Source organism: Amycolatopsis sp. ATCC 39116 (assembly GCF_000231075.2).
In the GTDB taxonomy this organism is placed as follows: Bacteria; Actinomycetota; Actinomycetes; order Mycobacteriales; family Pseudonocardiaceae; genus Amycolatopsis_E; species Amycolatopsis_E tucumanensis.
In genome coordinates, this window is sequence record NZ_AFWY03000003.1 from 92,179 (window position 1) to 111,672 (window position 19,494).

Annotated in this window: 18 protein-coding genes; 6 read left to right on the forward strand and 12 right to left on the reverse strand. The window is 72.7% G+C overall.

Features of this window, described 5'->3' with window-relative positions; all coding sequences use genetic code 11:
* Nucleotides 1-795: 795 nt before the first annotated feature.
* From AMY39116_RS47350 to AMY39116_RS0305255, 4 genes are read left to right on the forward strand one after another with little or no spacing between them, the layout of a single operon-like run.
* Nucleotides 796-1,386 carry a hypothetical protein gene (locus AMY39116_RS47350; RefSeq protein ID WP_020416643.1) on the forward strand — a complete coding sequence of 197 codons (591 nt, stop codon included), beginning with the start codon at nucleotides 796-798 and terminating at the stop codon, nucleotides 1,384-1,386.
* Nucleotides 1,383-2,486, forward strand: coding sequence for a glutamate--cysteine ligase (locus tag AMY39116_RS47355; RefSeq protein WP_020416644.1), 1,104 nt, complete (start codon nucleotides 1,383-1,385; stop codon nucleotides 2,484-2,486). The genes AMY39116_RS47350 and AMY39116_RS47355 overlap by 4 nt, the downstream gene beginning before the upstream one ends.
* A gap of 11 nt (nucleotides 2,487-2,497) precedes the next feature.
* Nucleotides 2,498-2,962: a hypothetical protein gene (locus AMY39116_RS0305250; protein ID WP_157358421.1), complete on the forward strand. Its 465-nt coding sequence runs from the start codon at nucleotides 2,498-2,500 to the stop codon at nucleotides 2,960-2,962.
* Nucleotides 2,963-3,018: 56 nt separating this feature from the next.
* Nucleotides 3,019-3,222 (forward strand): LuxR C-terminal-related transcriptional regulator, encoded by a 204-nt coding sequence (locus tag AMY39116_RS0305255; protein ID WP_020416646.1) that lies wholly within the window; start codon nucleotides 3,019-3,021, stop codon nucleotides 3,220-3,222.
* 382 nt (nucleotides 3,223-3,604) lie between these two features.
* On the opposite strand, the gene AMY39116_RS0305260 is transcribed toward AMY39116_RS0305255, so the two are convergent.
* The 8 genes from AMY39116_RS0305260 to AMY39116_RS0305295 form a co-directional block, all read right to left on the reverse strand.
* Nucleotides 3,605-4,507 (reverse strand): sugar phosphate isomerase/epimerase, encoded by a 903-nt coding sequence (locus AMY39116_RS0305260; RefSeq protein ID WP_020416647.1) that lies wholly within the window; start codon nucleotides 4,505-4,507, stop codon nucleotides 3,605-3,607.
* 20 nt (nucleotides 4,508-4,527) lie between these two features.
* Nucleotides 4,528-5,448, reverse strand: a complete 921-nt coding sequence (locus AMY39116_RS0305265) for a multicopper oxidase domain-containing protein (RefSeq protein WP_020416648.1) — start codon at nucleotides 5,446-5,448, stop codon at nucleotides 4,528-4,530.
* A 25-nt stretch (nucleotides 5,449-5,473) separates the two neighbouring features.
* Nucleotides 5,474-7,045 carry a chitobiase/beta-hexosaminidase C-terminal domain-containing protein gene (locus tag AMY39116_RS0305270; RefSeq protein ID WP_020416649.1) on the reverse strand — a complete coding sequence of 524 codons (1,572 nt, stop codon included), beginning with the start codon at nucleotides 7,043-7,045 and terminating at the stop codon, nucleotides 5,474-5,476.
* A gap of 88 nt (nucleotides 7,046-7,133) precedes the next feature.
* Entirely contained in the window at nucleotides 7,134-10,688 is a 3,555-nt protein-coding gene (locus AMY39116_RS0305275; protein WP_020416650.1) for a ThuA domain-containing protein, read from the reverse strand.
* 44 nt (nucleotides 10,689-10,732) lie between these two features.
* A complete protein-coding gene (locus AMY39116_RS0305280; protein WP_017981277.1) occupies nucleotides 10,733-10,951 on the reverse strand; it encodes a response regulator transcription factor in 219 nt (72 codons plus the stop codon).
* 770 nt (nucleotides 10,952-11,721) lie between these two features.
* On the reverse strand, nucleotides 11,722-12,414 hold the full coding sequence (locus AMY39116_RS0305285) for a hypothetical protein (protein WP_020416651.1): 693 nt from the start codon (nucleotides 12,412-12,414) through the stop codon (nucleotides 11,722-11,724).
* Nucleotides 12,411-13,211 carry an ATP-binding cassette domain-containing protein gene (locus AMY39116_RS0305290; protein ID WP_020416652.1) on the reverse strand — a complete coding sequence of 267 codons (801 nt, stop codon included), beginning with the start codon at nucleotides 13,209-13,211 and terminating at the stop codon, nucleotides 12,411-12,413. Before AMY39116_RS0305290 ends, AMY39116_RS0305285 begins: the two co-directional genes overlap by 4 nt.
* Nucleotides 13,208-13,546 carry a PadR family transcriptional regulator gene (locus AMY39116_RS0305295; RefSeq protein ID WP_027931529.1) on the reverse strand — a complete coding sequence of 113 codons (339 nt, stop codon included), beginning with the start codon at nucleotides 13,544-13,546 and terminating at the stop codon, nucleotides 13,208-13,210. The genes AMY39116_RS0305290 and AMY39116_RS0305295 overlap by 4 nt, the downstream gene beginning before the upstream one ends.
* Before the next feature lie 75 nt (nucleotides 13,547-13,621).
* On the opposite strand from AMY39116_RS0305295, the gene AMY39116_RS0305300 reads away from it, so the two are divergent.
* Both AMY39116_RS0305300 and AMY39116_RS0305305 read left to right on the forward strand, forming a co-directional pair.
* The gene (locus tag AMY39116_RS0305300) at nucleotides 13,622-15,124 is read left to right on the forward strand and encodes a PAS domain-containing protein (protein ID WP_020416654.1); all 1,503 of its coding nucleotides are present in this window, start codon (nucleotides 13,622-13,624) and stop codon (nucleotides 15,122-15,124) included.
* 5 nt (nucleotides 15,125-15,129) lie between these two features.
* A complete protein-coding gene (locus AMY39116_RS0305305) occupies nucleotides 15,130-15,750 on the forward strand; it encodes a hypothetical protein (protein ID WP_020416655.1) in 621 nt (206 codons plus the stop codon).
* Here AMY39116_RS0305305 and AMY39116_RS0305310 read toward each other — a convergent pair.
* Genes AMY39116_RS0305310 through AMY39116_RS0305325 form a run of 4 tightly spaced genes read right to left on the reverse strand, consistent with a single transcriptional unit; the run spans nucleotide 15,737 to nucleotide 19,398 of the window.
* A complete protein-coding gene (locus tag AMY39116_RS0305310; protein ID WP_020416656.1) occupies nucleotides 15,737-16,336 on the reverse strand; it encodes an MSMEG_1061 family FMN-dependent PPOX-type flavoprotein in 600 nt (199 codons plus the stop codon). The two genes, AMY39116_RS0305305 and AMY39116_RS0305310, sit on opposite strands and share 14 nt — an antisense overlap.
* The gene (locus AMY39116_RS0305315; protein ID WP_020416657.1) at nucleotides 16,333-17,355 is read right to left on the reverse strand and encodes an iron chelate uptake ABC transporter family permease subunit; all 1,023 of its coding nucleotides are present in this window, start codon (nucleotides 17,353-17,355) and stop codon (nucleotides 16,333-16,335) included. Before AMY39116_RS0305315 ends, AMY39116_RS0305310 begins: the two co-directional genes overlap by 4 nt.
* Entirely contained in the window at nucleotides 17,352-18,383 is a 1,032-nt protein-coding gene (locus AMY39116_RS0305320) for an iron ABC transporter permease (RefSeq protein WP_020416658.1), read from the reverse strand. Before AMY39116_RS0305320 ends, AMY39116_RS0305315 begins: the two co-directional genes overlap by 4 nt.
* Nucleotides 18,384-18,387: 4 nt before the next feature.
* Entirely contained in the window at nucleotides 18,388-19,398 is a 1,011-nt protein-coding gene (locus AMY39116_RS0305325) for an iron-siderophore ABC transporter substrate-binding protein (protein ID WP_020416659.1), read from the reverse strand.
* Between the last annotated feature and the right edge of the window lie 96 nt (nucleotides 19,399-19,494).

The following is a 19,494-nucleotide window of genomic DNA, read 5'->3' on the forward strand; positions in this document are numbered from 1 at the left end:
TGCGGCTGCCGGACAGGACGATCCTCGCCGACAAGGTCGTTCTGACCACCGGCCACAGCGACCTGGAACCGTCCGAGGAGGACCGGCGGCTCCGGGCGAGCGGCCGGGTCCTGGGGCCGGGCATCGCCGCCGACCTGCCGCTCGACGACATCCTCGCCGGGGAGACCGTCGCGGTTCGCGGGCTCGGCCTCACGTTCTACGACGTCGTCCGGTCGCTGACCCTCGGCCGCGGCGGCCGGTTCACCCGCGCGGACGGAAAGCTGCGGTACGTGCCGAGCGGCGACGAACCGCTGATCGTCGCCGGGTCGCGCAGCGGTCTGCCCTTCCTGGCGCGCGCCCAGGTGCACCGCCCCGACCTCGCCCCGGACCCGGTGCTGCTCACCACCGCCCGCCTGGACCGGTTGCGCACGGCCGCGCTGGACGCGCGCGGCAGCACCAAACTGGACTTCGCCGCCGAGGTCGAACCGCTGATCTGGGCGGAGGTCGAGCACGCTTACTACCGCCGGATCGTCGGCCTCCGCGACGGCGAGGACGAGGCCACGCGCTTCACCGCCGCGTTCCCGGACGTGGTGGACGAGCGCGACCGCGTGGACGAACGCCGCACGGGCAAGGTGCTCGCCGCGTTCGGCCTCACCGACGTGCCGCCCCTGCGACCGGAGGAGCTGGCGCGTCCCTTCGACGGACTGTCCTTTGCGGACCCAGCGGAGTTCCGAGCGCGGCTGCGGGAAGTCCTGGTGCGGGACGTCGCGGAGCAGGCGCGGCCCGGAAGGCAGCCCGGTCAAGGCGGCGCTGGAGATGCTGCGCACCCTGCGGCCCGCGCTGCCCGGGATCGTCGACTTCGGCGGGCTGCTGCCCTCGTCGCACCGCGACTTCCTGTCCCGGTTCGTGCCGGCGAACTTCCTGCTGTCCGCCGGGCCGCCGCCGGACCACGTCGAGCAGCTGGTCGCGCTCCTCGACGCCGGTGTGCTGGACGTCGTCGGCCCGGACGCGCGGATCGACGCCGGGTTCACGATCTCCTCGCCGCGGGTGGCCGGATCGCGGCGGAACGCGGGCACCCTGATCGACGCGCGCGCCCCTGGCCCGGACCTGGCGCGGGACCGCAACCCGCTGCTCCGGCAGATGCTCGCCGACGGGCTGATCAGCGAGTTCGTCAACACCGACCCGGCGACGGGGGAGTTCTTCGCCACCGGCGGGCTCGCGGTCACGCCCGCGCCGTTCCGGGTGGTCGACGCGCGCGGCGAGCCGGCTCCGGACATCCACGCGCTGGGCGTGATCACGCAGAACACCCGGTGGTTCACCCAGGTCGGCACCGGACGGCCCGGCCAGGACAGCCCGTTCTGCCGCGACGCGGACGCGATCGCGGCCGCGATGCTGGGGGCGGCATGACCGTCACCGTGGGCGTCGAGGAGGAGTTCCTGCTGGTCGACCGTCGGAACCGGCTCGCGGCCGCGGCGCCTGCCGTGCTCGCCGGGTCCGACGACGTGGCCGGGGAGCTGCAGCCGGAAATGGTGAGCTGCCAGGTCGAGTCGGTCACGCCGGTGCGCGAGCAGTCCGACGAGCTGCTCGAGTGCCTGCGGGACCAGCGGGCGCGGCTGCGCGACGGCGCGGCAAGCGCCGGTCTGCGGCTGCTGGCCGCCGGGTCCCCGCCGATGAGCGCCGATCCGGTGCGGCTGAGCCCCGGCCGTCGGTACCGGCGGATCGCCGACCACTTCCGCGGGCTGATGAGCACGGCACACGTGTGCGGGTGCCACATCCACCTCGGCGTCCCGGACTCCGACACCGGCGTGCGGGTGATCAACCACGTGCGGCCGTGGCTGCCGGTGCTGCTGGCGGTCAGCGCCAACTCGCCGTTCGCCGAGGGCGCCGACACCGGGTACGCGAGCTGGTGGTACCTGGCGATGTCCCGCTGGCCCAGCGGCGGCCCGCCGCCCTACGCCGCCTCGGCCGGGCAGTACGAGGAGCTGGTCGACGAGATGGCGCGATCGGGCGCGATCATGGACCCGGGGAACCTCTACTGGGACATGCGCCTGTCGCCGCGCCACCCGACGGTCGAGATCCGGGTGTGCGACGTGGCGGCGACGGAACGGGAGGCGGCGCTGCTCGCGGTGCTCGCGCAGGGCCTCGCCGCCACGGCTTTCGCCCGGATCGGGGACGGGGTGGACGCGCCGCGGGTGCCGCAGGAGGTGCTGCGGGCCGACCTGTGGCGCGCGGCGCGGGACGGCCTGGACGGGACCTGCGTCGACCCGGTGGACCGGGTGCTGCGGCCGGTTCCGGTGGTGCTCGCCCGGTTGCTGGACGAGGTGCGGCCGCACCTGGACGGTGGGGCGAAGGAGTTCGCCGAGCAGGCGGTGCCGTCGCTGGTGGCGGCCGGTGGCGGGGCGTCGCGGCAGCGGGCGGCCTTCGAGCGCGGCGGGGTCGGCGCGGTGGTCGAGCTGCTCACCGGTTCCGGGAATTACCCGGAGGTGCCGCGGGGCGGCCCTCGTTAGCCTCGGTGATCGTGTTGTTGCGTACTTTCCAGCCGCTGTCCAGGGTGACCGGCGACCTCGTCGGCGACTGGGACCGCGTGCCGGCCGGGCTGGTGGCGCCGTACCGGGCGATGGTGGCGGCGATGGAGCGAGCCGGGGTCGGCACCGGTGGGCGGCCGCCGGTGTGGGCGTGGCACGGCGAGCTGCGCCTGATCGACGCGATGTTGCTGTTCGACGCCGAGCACGAGCTGAGCCGCGGGTTCGCGACGATCGAGTTCGACGCGCCGGCGGAGCTGGTCGTGGAGTCGGACTACGGGCGGTGGAACGACTTCCTCGCCGCGTCGCTGGAGGGGCGGGAGTGCGCGTGGGAGCTGGGGCCGGTTGTGGGCGAGCCGGTTCAGGTGTGCCTGCCGTACGTGCGGACGTCGTGGGTGCGGGAGGTGCGGCCGCTGCCGACCGGCGGGTGGGACCGGCTCGATCCGGCCGCCGCGGTGTGACGTCTTGTCTTGTTCTGTCATTGACCCGGCGCGGTCCGGGCGATGACGATCGCGGGGTGGCAGAGGTGACCGACCTGCCCCGCGGTGACCTGGTGCTGCTGGGGCTGCTGGCGGAGGGGCTGTCGCCGGAGGAGGTGGGCGGCCGGGTGGGCCTGTCCGGCCGGACCGTGCGACGCCGCATCAGGGCCGTCTGCGACCGCCTCGGCGTGGCGACGCCCATCGAAGCGGTGGTGTGGGCGGTGCGGCGGGAGATGATCTGAGGCGGCGAGCTTGGTGCGGGATGCGGTGGGGGCCCCGTGCTGGGCTGGCGTGGCCGGATGCGCCGGTGTGGGTGGTGCGGCGGGAGATGATCTGAGGCGGCAAGCTTGGTGCGGGGGATGCGGTGGGGGCCCGTGCTGGGCTGGCGTGGCTGGATGCGCCGGTGTGGGTGGTGCGGCGGGAGATGATCTGAGGCGGCGGACTGGGGAGTGGGCCGTGCGGCGGGCGCGGGGGATGCCGTGGGGATCGAACCTCGTGGTGGGGGCCGCGCGGCGCGCGGCTGCCGGCCTTCGTGCCGGGGGCGGCGTGGTCCGGCTCCGGCGGGCCTGCCAAACCCCGCCGGAGCCGGAACCCCCACCGCTGCCGCGGCTACCGCTGCCGCGGTTACCGCAGGCGCAGCGCGGCCAGGTAGTCGTGCATGCGGTCGGCCCGCGAATCGGTCAGCGGGTTGCTCTGGTCGTCGTTCTCGATGATGAACTCGCGCATGCCCAGGCGGGTCGCCCCGCTGAGGATCGTGCGGTAGTCGACCACCCCGGTGCCCAGGTCCGCCAGATTGCCGTTGGCGTCCAGGTCCTTCACGTGCGCCAGCAGCATCCGGCCCCGGTTGGCCCGGATCAGCTCGACGTTCTCCTGCGCGCTCAGCCCCGCCGCGGACGACCACCCCATGTCCAGCTCCAGGTACAGCAACTCGGGATCGGAGCTGTCCAGCAGGATCTGGTAGAAGGTCCGCCCGTCCGGCCCGTGACCGGTGAACTCGCTGGTGTGGTTGTGGTACCCCAGCTTCATCCCCGCCCGGCGGATCCGCTCCCCGGCCCGGTTGAACGCGGGCCCGGCCTCGGCGAAACCCTCCGCCGTGTCTGGCACCCCGCCGGGGCACACGATGTAGCGCTGCCCCAGGATCCGCGCCATCTCGATCAGCTCACCGACCCGCGCCTCGTCGAGGAACTCCGCGTACCCGTGGTGGCTGGACACCGCCCGCAGGCCGTACTTGTCCAGCAGCGGCCGGATCTCCCGCGCGTGCGCCGGATCCGTGCCACCGGGGAATCCGGCGAACTCCAGGTTCCGGTACCCGGCCCGCGCGAGCGCCCGCAGCACCGCCTCCGGCTGGGACATGAACGCGTCCCGCACCGAGTACATCTGCAGCCCGATCCGGCTGTTCGGGATCCGCCGCCCGGGCGATGCGGCTGCCACCGGAGCAGCCCCCACCACCGCCACCCCGGCCGCGGTCGCCGCCACGCCCGCCAGGAACTTGCGCCGGTCGAAGACGACCGGAACTCCACCACACATGACGCTCTCCTTCCCAGAAATCAGTGTTCGTGGACACCGGCCGGCATCGTGCCGTCGGCGTTGCGGACCAGGAACATCCCCGCCATCCCCATGTCCGAGTGGTTCTGGACGTGGCAGTGGTACATCCACATCCCCGGCCCGACCCCCTCACCGGCGATCACCTGGAACCCGAACGACACCCCGGGGTTGAGGTCCTTGATGTCGATCAGCGGGCTCGGGTCGTACTCGCTGGTGCGCATGCCGGTCCGGTTGTCCAGCCAGCGGTGCCCGTGCAGGTGGAAGGTGTGGAAGTTGCTGCCGTGCCCGATCGCGATCCACTCCACCCGCTCGCCGAGGTTCGCCTCGAACGTCGGCGCGTCGTGGTGCGCCCGGTTGTTGATCATCATGTCGTTGAACACCACGGTGAACTGCCGCTTCGGAAGCAGATCGCCCTGCCGCCGCACCACCAGCGCCCCGTACAGGCCCTTGAGCACGCCCTCGGTGCCGTGCTCGGTGCCCATCGCGTGGTCGTGGTAGTGCCAGTAGCCCGCCGTGCCCTCGGCCCACGACCCGTCCGCCCGCCGGTAACCCACGTGACTGCGCCAGGTGTAGCGCCGGGTCTGGCCGGGCATCACCGCGGACCCGTTCATCAGGGTGCCGTCGGAGTTCACGTCGTAGTCGACGCCGTGCGGGTGCAGCGACAGCACCCGGTCGGTCGTGTTGACCAGGTCGATCTCGAGGGTGTCGCCCTCCCACATCTCCAGCACCGGCCCGGGCACCGTCGCCCCGCCGGGCGCGAGCCCGTAGCCGTACAGCTCGTCGGAGATCTTCTCGGCGTACATCGTGATCCGCCGGGTCGTGCCCTGCGCCCGCACCGGGGCGGCCGCCGCGACGCCGGGCACCGACGCGGCCAGCCCGGCCGCCGCGGTGCCGAGCACGGCGCGCCGCGTCATCTTGGCCATGGAAAGGTCCTTTCGTGGAGGGGAGTCACACCATGCGTTCGAACGCCGGGTTCGGCTGCCGCTCCTGCTTCGAGGGGCCGCTCGACGACACGACGGTGAACGTGACGCTGCCGATCTCGCTGGTGTTGCCCGCCTCGTCGGTGGCGCGGTAGCGGACCGTGTGGGTGCCGACGCGGTCGACGACGAACGGCTTGTTGTAGCGGGTGAACACGTTGCCGTCCAAGGAGTACTGGATGCGCGCGACGCCGGAGGCCTCGTCGGTCGCGGCCAGGGTGACCGTCACCGGGCCGACGTAGTCCCACGACCAGTTCTGCGGCCCGGCCAGTTGCACGGTGACCACCGGCGGGGTCAGGTCGCCGGCTTCGGCGATGGTGAACGACAGCATCTGCACGGCGCTGGTGTTGCCGGCCCGGTCGGTCGCGCGGTAGTGCAGCATGTGCGTGCCGACCGCGGTGATGGTCACCGGCTGGCCGTAGCGGACGAAACCGGCGCCGTCCAGGTCGTATTCGATGGAGGCGATCCCGGACTCGGTGTCGGTGGCCGCCAGGACGAGGGTGGCCTTGCCGGCGTAGGAGCCCTCGGTGTTCAGCTCACCGTCCAGGTCGGCGGTCACGAACGGCGCCGTGACGTCGCCGAGCGGATCCACCTTGACCGTCAGGGTTTTCGGCTCGCTGGTGTTGCCGGCCTTGTCGGTGGCGCGGTAGGTCAGGGTGTGCGTGCCGGTGCCCAGCACCAGCGGCTGGCTGTAGGTCGCGTACGCGCCGCCGTCCATTGTGTACTCAATCTTCGCCACGCCGGACTCGCCGTCGGTCGCGGTGAGCGTCACGGTCGCGCTGCCCGCGTAGTTCCCGGCGTCGTTGCGCTCGCCCGCGACGCTGGCGTTCACCACCGGCGCGGTGGTGTCCTCGTTCGGCTGCACGACGTTGATCACCAGCGTCTTGGGGTCGCTGGCGTTGCCCGCCTTGTCGGTGGCGCGGTAGTGCACGGTGTGCGCGCCCGGCGCGGTGATGGTGACCGGGCCGGTGTAGGGGCGGTAGGTGTCGTCGTCGAGCGTGTACTCGACGGTGCCGACGCCGGAGCTGTCGTCCGTCGCGGTCAGGGTGAGGGTGGCGGTGCCGACGTAGTTGCCGTCGGGGTCGGTGGTGCCGTCGACGGTCGCGGTCACCTCCGGTGGCGTGGTGTCCTGCTCGCCGCTCTCGGTGACGATCAGCTCGCCGCTCATCGTGTGCCCGGGCATCGCGCAGTAGTAGCGGTACTTGCCCGGCGTGAGGGTCACCTGCGCCTGGTGCAGCCCGTGCTCGGCGTCCAGGGGGCTGGCGGTGATGTTGAGGTCGACGTCGTGGTTGTAGCCCGGCGTCGAGGTGTCGAAGGTCAGCGTGTGGGTCATGCCGGTGGTGTTGCCGGTCTCGGTGCTGTTCTCGAACACGATGGTCGCCGCGCCCGCGACCGCCGTCGCAGGCGCCGAGGCGTACTCGGTCAGGCTGTCGTCGGCGGTCCAGGTCAGCACCTGTTCCGCCGCCGCGGTGATCGGCACTGGCTCGGCGATCGCGGCGGTGGTCGTGCCGGTGAGCAGGCACAGTCCCGCCGTCGCGGCCACCAGCGCGCCACGCAGAATTCTCATGGGATTCCTCGCAGGGTGGAGCCCGGTGGCGCCGCCGCGGCGGCGCCACCGGGGATCGGGATTGCTAGAGCTGCCGCACCCGGATGTTGCGGAACTCGATCACGTCGCGGTCGCTGTGGTTCTGCAGCCCGATGAACCCGCTGAAGAACTGCCGCAGATCGGTCGGCGGGTCACCGGTGCGCGAGGACTGCTTGCCCGGCGTGTTGTCGAACTCGTTGATCACCACGCCGTTGCGGATGATCGTGTAGTGCTGGCCGGTCACCCGCACCTCGTAGTCGTTCCACACGCCCTTCGGCGTCGGCATCGCCCGGTCCAGCCCCACCTGGGAGAAGTTGTAGACCGAACCGGTCTTCTGCGCATCCCCCGCGGTGTTGTCGTTGATCTGGATCTCCTGTCCACAGTAGATCGCGACCCACGCCTGCGACGTCCGCGCCGAGCCGACCGTGCCGCAGCTGCCCGGCGGGCGTTGCTCCAGCGGGGTCCGCACGTCGGGGAACCGGGTGAACACGCCGCTGTTGGCCCGGTCACCGGCCGGCGCCACGTCGCGGAACTGCAGCCGCACCGAGAAGTCGCCGAACGCCTTGCCGGAGTACCACAGCATGCCCATGCCACCGGCGCTGTGCAGGGTGCCGTCGGGTTGCAGGTCGAACCGGCCGTCCGGCGCCTGGGTCCAGCCGTTCATCGAGGTGCCGTCGAAGAGCCACTCGTAGGCGGTGGACCGGCCCACCTGGGACGCCGAGGCGGCCCGGATCAGCTGGTTGGCCTCCTTGTCGGACAGCAGCCCGAAGCCACGCAGCTTCGTGACCACGTCGGTGGCGTACGTGGTGAACGCGTCGTGGCTCGCCCACGGCCGCTCGTCATCGACCAGGTCGTTGATCGTGCAGCCGAGGCCGATGTTGCGGTTGGGCACCGCGGTTTCGTTGTCCAGGAACCACACCTTCTGCCGGGCGTCCGGCGCCGGGCAGCTGACGGTCACCGGTAGGTTCGCGGTGGCCTTCGTCCCGTCGGCGTAGGTGACCTCCAGCGTCGCGTAGTAGGTGCCGCCGCGCAGGTAGGTGTGCTGGGGGTTGGCCTCGGTGGAGGTGGTGCCGTCCCCGAAGTCCCAGCGCCACGCGACGCCGCCGGCCTTGGCGCTGTTGAACGCCATGGTCATCGGGCCGGCCTGGGTGGTGGTCCCGACGGTCGCCGACTCCGGAGCCGGGGTCGCCGCGCCGCCGTGGTAGGTGATGCGCAGCAGCTTCTGGTTCGGGTCGAGGCTGAAGAAGCCGCCCGCGTAATCCAGCAGGTACAGCGCGCCGTCCGGGCCGAACTTGGCGTCCATCCAGCTCTGCAGGCCGGTGTCGCCACCGCCGCCCTTGATGATCTGCCGCAGGTCCTCGGCGAACGCGGGCGCGCCCTGAGTCGGCACGCGCGCCGGGTCCAGCGTCACCGCGATGCGGTTGTTGCCGTTGGACTCGTCACCGATGAACCACTTGTCCTCCCAGTACGCCGGCCACGCGACGCCGCTGGCGGTGTTCACCTCGGCGCGGTGGTAGGTCGGGCCGGACATCACGGCCTGCCCGCCGCCCTTGAGGTAGGGCTCGGTGTAGGTCGCCTCCGACTCCACATAGGACGGGATGCCGCTGCCGTCCGCGCGCGCCGGGTAGACCGGCCCGCCGCCCTGCGGCGAGTACCAGATCGCGTTGTCCCGCGCGGGCGGGATGTCCACCAGGCCGGTGTTGCGCGGCGAGGTGTTCTTCAGGTTGTCGCAGTCGTACCAGCCGGTGAGCACACTGGCGTCGGTGTTGCTGCGGTCGCGGTAGGGCTGCCGGTTGCCCATGCAGTACGGCCAGCCCTGGTTGCCCGCCGAGGTGATGACGGTGGCCGTCTCGTACTTGGCCGGGCCCAGTTCGGGGTTCGGGGCGCCGGCGTCCGGGCCGACCCAGCCCGCGGTGAGCCAGTCGTGCTGCCGGTCGATCGCCAGGCGGGCGATGTTGCGCACGCCCATCACGTAGATCTCCGGCCGGGTCTTGCCGCCGCCCTCCTCGGCGCCGGTGAACAGGTTGCCCTGCGGGATCGTGTAGGTGCCGTCCGGCTCCGGGTGGATGCGCAGGATCTTGCCGTTGAGGTCGTTGGTGTTGCCCGAGGTGCGGCGCGCGTCCTGGAACGAGACGCCCTGGTACTCGGCGGTCCAGTTGTTGCCGGAGTAGCCGTCGGAGCCGCCGGAGGAGTTGTTGTCGCCGACGCCGATGTAGAGGTTGCCCGCCTCGTCGAAGGCCATGCCGCCGCCGGCGTGGCAGCAGCTGTGGATCTGGGCAGGCCAGTGCAGCAGGTCCTTGCGGGTGGCCTGGTCGATGGTCTGCCGCGCGGCGTCGTAGGTGAAGCGGGACACCGTGCGCTGGCCGATCCGCTTCTCCCGGTCGATGGACTCGTGCGGCATCCAGTAGACGTAGAACCAGCCGTTGCGGGCGAAGTCCGGGTCGAGCGTCATGCCGACGAGGCCTTCCTCGTTCTTGACCAGTTCGTCACCGCTGCCGCGGTTGCCCATCACGGGCAGCGTGGTGAGCAGCTTGACCTGCTTGGTCTTCGGGTCCCACTGGTGGATGGTGCCGCAGCCGAGGCCGACGTTCGAGTCGTTCCAGTCCACGATCGGACCGGACGGGCAGGCGGCCTTGCCGATGTAGAACACCTTGCCGTCGGGGGCGATGGTCAGGCCGTGCGGTTCGCCGATCTGGTCGAGCTGGCCGGGCTGGTTCGGCTTGGTGAGCCGCTCCACGGTGTAGTTCGAGGCGATCGTGGCCTTGCAGTCGCCGCGCACCATGCCGGTGGTCCAGCGGATCGCGCCGAGCAGGTGGCCGCGGAAGAGCTGGTCGGTGGTCCAGCTCTCGACGGTGCGGCCCATGCCGGTGTAGAAGGAGCGGCCGCCGTCGTAGTCGCGGCACCAGGACACCGGGTGGAACGCGCCGTTGCTGCCCTGGCCCGGCTGGTACTTCCACTCCTCGACCTGCGCGATCGTGTGCACCTGGCCGACCGGGTTCGGGCTCCAGTTCAGCCACTGGTCGGAGCGGGTCCAGTTCAGCGGGAGGCCGGCGTTCGCGGGGTGCTGCCGGTCGGTCACGTCGACCACGGCCTGCTGCACCGAATCGGGGCTGGTGGCGGGCCGGGTGCCGATCAGGCCGGTGAACCAGTCCGATGTGGACTGCGCGCGGGCGGCGTCGTGGACGCCGACGAACCCGTTGCCCGCCGCGACGAACGCCTTGAGCGCGTCCTCCTGCGCGGCGCTGAGCGTGACGGAGTTGGCGGACAGGAACACGATCCCGCGGTAACGGGCCAGGTTGGCCGGGGTGAAGACGGCGGGGTCGGCGGCCACGTCGGCCTGGAACCCGCCGGTGCGGCCGAGTTCCTGGACGGCCGCGGCGGCCGTGTTCACGGGGTCGGCCTGGCGGTCGGACGGGCCGTGGAAGACCAGGACCCGGATGGGGTCGGGGGCCTGTTGCTGTTGCTGCGGCGCGGGTGCCGGCGCCGCGAGTGCGGGCAGCACTGGCACGGCGGTGAGCAGGACCAGCCCGCACAACTGGGCCAGCACCCGGCGGAACCGGCGTCTGGACCGGTTCGGTTCGTGGACACGTCGGTAGCGCATACCATCCCTCGCTCGGACTGCGCGGGTTTTCCCCGCGCTCGGGTTCAGATGAGCTTGTGCCGCGCGGCCCAGACCACGGCCTGGATCGGGGCGTGCACGTCCAGCCGGTCGCAGATCCGCCTGATCCGGCGCTGCACCGTGCGTTTGGACAGGTTGAGCCGCCGCGCGACCGCGTCGATCGGCAGGCCGTCGGCGAGCAGGGCGAGGACGGCCAGCTCCTCGCCGGTGAGGACTCTGAGGGGTTGGTCGAGCGTCGCGGTCACTTCACGTCCGCCCGGAGACCGGCCGGCAGCGTGATTCGGGGTCGGATCGACATTGATCTCTGCCCTCCCAGCAGCGGGCTACTGATGCTCTGGGAAACTAACCACTTCTGCGCACGGTAGGAAGATGTCTGTCGCGAACTGGCCACTGGAAGGTCGCGAACAGGAAGAAGTGACTCCGTTCGGACCACAACTTTCGTGGGGCCGAGCGGCGAGGTGGTTCAGTCCTCTCCGCGGACGCCGGTGGCGGAGGGGGAGCGGGCCGAGTGGGGACCAGGGTTCACGGGCGTCGGGCGGGGTGGGCGGGCGGTGGGCGGATTACGGGGCGAACGTCGGCGGTTGCGGCGTCGGGCGGGGTGGGCGGGTGGTGGGCGGATTACGGGGCGAACGTCGGCGGTTGCGGGGTCGGGCGGGGTGGGCGGGTGGTGGGCGGATTACGTGGCGAACGTCGGCGGTCCGGGCGTCGCGCGGGGTGGGCGGGGCGCCGAGGGGTTGACCGGCGAGGTGGTCAGGCCACTTCGTGGGCGGGGCCGGGATGAAGGTGAGGAGTGGGCCGGGTGGCCCGGGCGTCGGGCGGGATGAGTGGGCGCGGGCAGGTTGCGCGGCGAACCGTCGGTGGCCCGGGCGGTCCGGGCCCCGGCACCTCCGGTCGCTCGTCGCGGAACCGCACGAGCGCCGTCACCGGCAGGAGCCGGATGGCCGAATCCGCGCTCGCCCCGGGCGGCCCGGCGTCACGCGGGATGGGCCGGCCACGGTACGCCGGGCCCAGGCCATCAGCGGGGTGCGACGAACTTCAGGTGCGACCGCTGCCGCAGGCGGAGGGATGACGCCACCGCCACCCCGGCCAGCAGCACCACCGCGCACACCACCCCGTGCAGCACCCCGCGCACCAGGTACCCGCTGTCCACGCCGTCGATCGCGTACGTGCCGATCTCCCTGCTGAACCAGAACGGCAGCACGCGCGCCAGTGCGCTGCCCGGGTCGGTCATCATCTGCAGCCCGACCACCACCAGCAGCACCAGCGTCCCCTCGAGTTCGCGGGGCAGGATGGCACTCAGGGCGAGCCCGAAGGGCGCCGAGACGACCACCATGATCGCCATCATCAGCGCCACCGGCCCGTGCCGCACGCCGTCCTGGTCCACCAGGATCAACAGGAAGTACGGCACGGCCAGCGCGACCCCGACCGCCCACAGCGCCGCCAGCCGCCCGACGTACAGGTGGTGGCTGCGGTACCCGGACAACCGCAGGCGCGGCTCGATCTCCCGCGCCGCGCTCCCCGCGAACAACGCCGCCGTGCTCAGCGCCCACCCCAGCCCGAGGCACACGAACCGCACGGACTGGCCCAGGTGGTCGCCCCGCCTGCTGAGGTAGAACGCCAGCGGCAGCACCGCCAGGATGACGAGCACCGACCGGCGCCGCAGCATCTCGCGCAGCGCCATCTCCGCCACGGTGGCGAACCTGGTCATCGGTTCCTCCCGGTCAGGTCGAGCACCAGGTCGACCCGGTCGGCCTGGTTGAGCAGGTGCGTGACCACGACGACGGCCTTCCCGGCGTCGCGCCACCGCCACGCCTGCTCCCAGAAGTCGAGGTAGGTCCCGCGGTCGAACCCCTGGTACGGCTCGTCCAGCAGCAGCACGTCCGGATCGCCCAGACCGGCCAGCACCAGGTTCAGCTTCTGCCGCGTCCCGCCGGACAGGTGCCGTGCCTGCGCCGGCTCGGCCTGCCAGTCGAGCACCGCCGCGCGCGACCGGCCGGACGAGCGCGCCTCCTCCCGCGTCAGGCCGCGGCCCGCGCCGATCAGCACGAAGTGCTCGTCCGGCGTCAGGAAGTCCGCCGTGCCACCGGCCTGCGGGCAGTAGCCCAGCGAGCCGTGCACCCGCACCTCGCCGCCGTCCGCGCCCGCCATGCCCGCACAGATCCGCAGGAACGTGCTCTTGCCGCAGCCGTTGGCGCCCACCACCGCCGCGATCTGCCCGGACCGCACCGTCAGGTCCACATCGGACAGCACGACCCGCTTGCCGTACTTCTTCGTGATCCCCACGGCTTCCAGCAGCACCCGCCCGCCCCGGCGCGGCGCACGGCCGACGCTGTCCACGACCGCCGCCGCGTAGGCTGCGGGCGGGCCGAACACCCGCAGCGGGTGCTCGCCGCTGTCGCGCAGGTGCGTGGCCGCCTCGGCGACCACGTTGCGGCCCACGTCCGGGCTGACACCGTGCCGGTGCAGCTCCCCGGCCAGCGCCGTCAGCCAGTTGTCGACGTTCATCGCGTCGCTCCTTCCCCCAGCACCGCGGCGACGCCGGCGGTGAACTCGCGCCAGTCGGCCCTGGTCAGACGCAGCTTCTCGGCGCCGGCGGCGGTGATCCGGTAGTACTTGCGCGCGGGACCGGCCGAACCCTCCCGCCAGCTCGCGGTGAGCAGCCCGGTCCGCTGCAACCGCAGCAGCACCGGGTACAGCGTGCCGCCCTGGATCGGGCCGAGCCCGGCCGCGTCCAGCGCCTGCGCCAGCTCGTACCCGTAGGACTCGCGCCGCTCGACCAGCGCCAGCACGCACGGGTCCAGCACGCCGCGCAACCACTGGGCCCGCCGCTCCTGATCCACGCCGACAAAGTAGCAGAGCCATCTAGGTTGCGCCGCTACCTACCCGCCCGGCGTCGCGTGAGCTGGAATGTGGAGATGTCGGACCGTGTCGATTTCGAGGCGGTGTTCCGGGCGGGAGCGACGCCGAGTGCGTTGCTGTCCCGGGACTTCGTGATCGTCGCGGTCAACGACGCGTACGAGAAGGTGTCCGGGCGCCCGCGCGCCGAGCTCGTGGGCCACGACGTGTTCGAGGCCTTCCCGGACGACCCGGAGGCCGCCCGCGCGCTGCGCGCCTCGCTGGACCGCGTGCTGGCCACCGCCGAGCGGAACGTGATGGCGCTGCTCAAGTTCGACGTGGCCGTGGCCGGCCGTCCGGACGAGGTCGAGCACCGGTTCTGGAGCCCGGTCAACGTGCCGGTCCTGGACGACGACGGCAGCGTCCGGATGATCCTGCACCGCGTCGAGGAGGTCACCGAGGTCCTCCGCGAACTGGGACTGCCGCGGCAGGACGCGGCCGAGATGCAGGCCGGGCAGGCGGAGGTCTACGCCCGCAGCAAGGAACTGGAGCGCACCAACCAGCGCCTGGCCGCCGCCACGGACATCACCACCGCGATGCTCGCCGACGCGCCACCCGAGGTGGTGCTGCGGCTGATCGCGTTGCGGGCCAAGGAGATCGCCGACGCCGCGAGCGGGGGCGTCCTCCTGCGGGAAGGCGACCGGTTCGCCGTCGCCGCGGAGGCCGGGGACGCCGCCGTGGACCCGGCCGCGCTGGCCGAGGAGGTCCGCCGCACCGGCAGGCCCGGCGTGCGGGTGACCGGCGACGGCGTCGCGGTGGCGGTGCCGCTGCGCCACGAGGAGGAGGTCCGTGGCGTCCTGGTCGTCACGAACCCGCCGGGCCGGAGCGGGCTGGGCAGCCCGGCCATCGTGCCGCTGGAGCCGTTCGCCACGCAGGCCGAGCTGGCGCTGGAACTGGGCGACCGGCGGCGGGACACCGCTCGCCTGCTGCTGCTGGAGGACCGCGACCGGATCGCCCGCGACCTGCAGGGGTCGGTGGTGAGCCGGTTGTTCCAGCTCGGGCTCGAGCTGAGCTCCGCGGCCGAGCTGATCATCCGGGACGAACCGGCGCGGCGCGTGCGCGGTGTGGTCGTCGCCCTGGACGGCGTGGTGCAGGAGCTGCAGAGCGCGGTGTTCCGCACCGCGGGAGTGCGCCCGGACGGGCGGACCTTCCGCGAGCGGATCCAGGACCTCATCGACCACGCCGCCGAGTCGCAGGGGTTCGCCACCACCTCGCGGCTGGACCCCCGCCTCAACGGCGTGCTCGGCGAACGGGCCGAGCAGCACCTGATCGCGGTCCTGTCCGAAGTGCTGGTCGGCGAGGTGCGGGACCGGACTGCGCAGGTGACGGTGTCGGTGGGCGTCCAGCCGCCCCACGTGGTCGGCGAGCTGACGGTCCGCGGGCTCGTCCTGCCCGCCGGCATCGCCGAACTGGGCCTGACCGCGCTGGCCCGGCGCGCGGACCAGCTCGGCGGGTCGCTGACCCTCGACACCGGAGACGGGGAACGGCGCTACACCTGGCGGATGCCGCTCGGGGGATCATGAGTGAGATGAACGCCGACCACCTCGACGACGCCGTCCAGCTCGCGCTCGGCACGCTGCGCACCGCGATCGACGCCGACTGGGACGTTCCCGCGGGCGATCTCGACTGGAGCTGCTGGGAAACCGCCGAGCACCTCTCCGACGACTTCTTCGGCTACGCGGTCCGGCTCGGGCCGCGCACCCCGCCCCGCCACGGGGAGGTGCCCTACCTGTGGCAGCGGCTGCGGCCGGGCGGCCCGTCGAACGCCGTGCACGCGGACCGCTCCGCGGGCCCGGCCGGGCTGCTGCGCGTCGTGGAGGCGAGCGCGGCGCTGCTGACCGCGATGGTGCGCACCACCCCGGCGCACGTGCGGGCCTGGCACGTCTGGGGCGAGGCTGACCCGGCCGGGTTCGCGGCGATGGGGATCGTGGAGACCCTGGTGCACACCCACGACCTGGCGACCGGGCTCGGCCTGGCCTGGGAGCCGCCGGGGGAGCTGTGCGAGCCCGTGCTGCGACGGCTCTTCCCGCACGTCGCCCCGGACGAGCCGTGGCCGACGCTGCTGTGGGCGACCGGCCGGGGCGAGCTGCCGGGACGAGCTCGCCTCAGCGAATGGCGCTGGTACTCCGCGCCACTCACCAGCCCTTGAGCTTCGCCGTCTCCAGCTGGTTCTTCAGCAGCTGACCGCCGGTGGGCAGGTCCGCCTGGTCCGGCCAGGTCGCCGGGTCCCACACGCCGGAGCGGCGGAAGGCGTTGGCGCAGTGCACGAACAGCTCCTCGACCTCGACCACCACGGCCAGCGCCGGCTTCACCCCGCCCTCGGCCAGCTCGCCGAAGAACGGGGCCGAGCGCACGATTGTCGCGCGACCGTTGACCCGCAGCACGTCCTCCTTGCCGGGCACCACGAACAGCATCCCCACGCGCGGGTGCCGCACCAGGTTTCGCATCGTGTCCAGCCGCCGGTTGCCGGGCCGGTCGGCGAAGGCCAGCGCGCGGCTGTCGTCGAAGACCAGGACGCTGCCGGCCGGGTCGCCGCGCGGGGACAGGTCGAGACTGCCGTCCGGCGCGGTCGTCGCGACGAAGTACAGCGTGGCGGCGTCGATGAACTTCCGGCTCAGCCCGTCGATCCCGGCCAGGCCCTTCGCGGCGATCACCGGCGCGGGCGGGCTGACCACCTCGCGCAGTTCCGCCTCGCTGGTGACGACTTCGGCGTCCTCGGGGCGCCAGACGGTCATGAACGTGCTCCTCGGCTCGCGGTGGCCAGCAGGTACAGCAGGTAGGGCGCGCCGACGGCGCCGGTGACGACCCCCACCGGCAGCTGGTGGGCGCCGCTGAGCAGGTGCTGCGCGGCGAAGTCCGCGAGGAGCGTGACCAGCGCGCCGACGAGCGCGGACGGGACCAGCCCGGGACGGCCGGTGCGCAGGACGCGCGTCGCGATCGGCCCGGACAGGAACGCCACGAACGCGATCGGCCCGCCGACCGACGTCGCCACCCCGCACAGCGCGGCCGCCAGCGCCAGCAACGCGAGCCGCACCCGTTCCACCCGCAGGCCCAGCCCCTTGGCGGCGTCGTCGCCGAGCTCCAGCACCGTCAGCGTGCGGCCGAGCAGCAACGCGGCCGGCACGAGCACGACCAGGAACACCGCGGCCATCCGCACCTCGCCCCAGGCGACGCGGTTGAAGCTGCCGGTGATCCACACCAGCGCCTGCGCGGCGATCCGCACGTCCGCGCGGGTCAGCAGGTAGGACATGGCGCTCGCGGCCAGCGCGGCGACCCCGATGCCGACCAGCACGAGCCGGTGCCCGGTGACCCCGCGCCGCCAGGCCAGCGCGTAGATCAGGACCGACGTGGCGAGACCGCCGGTGAGCGCGGCCGCGGGCACGACCAGCCCGGACACGCCGAGGGTGATCAGGCACAGCACCGCGGCCAGCGACGAGCCCGCGGTCACGCCGATGACGTCCGGGCTGGCGAGCGGGTTGCGCAGCAGCCGCTGGAACAGGGCGCCGGACAGGCCGAACGCGAACCCGACCAGCAGGCCGGCGAGCGCGCGCGGCAGGCGCAGCCGCAGCACGATGTAGTCGTCCCGCACGGTGCCGCCGCCGAAGAGCGTGCGCACCACGTCGGGCAGGGCGATCGGGAAGTCCCCGATGGACAGTGCGAGCAGGAAGACCGCGAGCACCGCGACGGCCAGCACGGCGGTGACGGCCGCGGTGCGCCGAGCCGTGCGGCGGTGGACCTCGACGACGCTGGTCATCCACGCACCCGCTTCCGCCGCACCAGCGCGATGAACACCGGCGCGCCGATCGCCGCCGTCACGATGCCGACCTGCAGCTCGCCGGGCTGCGCGAGCACCCGCCCGACGACGTCGGCGGCCAGCAGGACCAGCGGCGCCAGCACCATCGAGTACGGCAGCAACCACCGGTGGTCCGGGCCGGTGATCAGCCGCGCGGCGTGCGGCACCATCAGGCCGACGAAGGCGATCGGGCCTGCCATCGCGGTCGCGGTGCCGCACAGGATCACCACGGCCAGCGCGCACAACGCCCGGCCGGCGTTCACGTGCACCCCGAGCCCGCGGGCCACGTCGTCACCCATCGCCAGCCCGTTGAGGGCGCGCGCGGAGGCCAGCGCCAGCACGAAACCCACGACCAGGAACGGCAGGGCCTGCGTCACGACCGACGAATCGCGGCCGGCCAGCGCGCCCACCTGCCAGAACCGGAACTGCTCGTAGGTGGCGTTGTCGGTGACCAGGATGCCGGTGGTCAGCGACCGGAACGCGGCCTCGCACGCGGCGCCGGTGAGCGCGATCTTCAACGGGGTCGCGCGGTCCCGGCCGAGCGAGCCGATCCCGTAGACCAGGACCGCCGCGAGGCCCGCGCCGAGGAACGCGAACCAGACGTAACCGGTCATCGACTGGATCCCGGCCAGGCTGATGGCGGCGACGATGCACAGCGACGCGCCCGCGTTGACGCCGAGGATCCCGGGATCGGCGAGCGGGTTGCGGGTGACGCCCTGGATGATCGCCCCGGCCAGGCCGAGCGCGGCGCCCGCGAGCACCCCGATCAGGGTGCGCGGGATCCGGACCTCCCACACGATCACGTGATCCGGGTTCGCGGGGTCGTGGTGCAGCAGGGCGTCGACGACAGCCGACGGCGGGAGCCCCTTGGCCCCCACCGCCATGCTGGCCACCACGGCCAGCCCCAGCGCCACCAGCCCGAGGATCAGGCCGAGGCCGAGCGGGGCCCGGCGGCGCTGGGGGAGCGCGGTCGTGGTTTCGCGGAGCACCGGGTCAGCGTGCCAGCGCTTCGGTGATCATCGGCACCACCTTGTCGATCGCGTAGCTCAGGCCCAGCGGGGTCGCGCTGGCGAAGGCCTGCGAGATCGTCTTGTCCGACAGCACGACCACGTGCCCGGCCTTGACCGAGGGCACCGCCTGGAACAGCGGGTCGCTGTCGATCTGGCTCGCGTCGATGCCGATCGGCGAGATCACCGTCAGGTCGGCGTTGAACAGGTCCATCCGCTCCGGCGAGACGGTGATGTAGAAGTCCTTCCCGGCCAGGGCCTGCACCGCGGGCGACTGGGCGAAGCCGAGCCGCTCCATGAACTCGATGCGCGCGCCGCCGTTGACGTAGGCGCCGTAGGAGGTGGCCATCATCGCGCCGACCGCGACGGTCTTGCCCTTGAACTCCGGGTGCGCGTCCGCGGCCTGCTGGAACTTGGCGTCCAGGTCGTTGCGTACCTGCGCGGCCTCGGCGGTCCGGCCGAGCGCCTTGCCGATCATGTCGAGCTGCTGCTGCCAGGTGGTCGCGTAGGCCTCGCCGCCTGCCGGGATGCTCAGCACGGGGACGCCGAGGGCGGACAGCTGGTCGTAGCGGGCCTTGTCGCCGTTGGCGCGGGTGTCCAGGATCAGGTCCGGGTTGAGCGCGGCGACCTGCTCGGCGCTGACCTCCAGCGTGCCGAGCATCGTCGGCGCGGTCGTGTAGTGCTTGTCCTGCGGCATCCACGGCGCGACGCCGTCGCCGCCGATCGGCAGCCAGTCCGCGGCGCCGACCGGCTGCACGCCGAGGGTCAGCGCGACCTCCGCGTCACCCCATCCGAGCGCGACGACCCGTTTGGGCTGCTGCTCGATCGTCACGTCGCCGAACGCGGTCGGGATGGTGACCGGGAACTGACCGCTCGCCGGGGTCGCCGGCTCGGTCGCGCTCTGCTCCGCGGACGAGCCGCAGCCCGCGAGCACGAGGACCGCGCCCAGGAGGAGAGCCAGGAGGGAACCGCGCGCACGCGGCCGGGGGAAACGCATGGGGAAGCCTCTCGGATTAGGTAAGCCGATCCTAAATTAGGTAGGCCTGGGTTCGCAGTCCAGATGGTCGTGATCACAACGGGGGCCAGGGCTGGC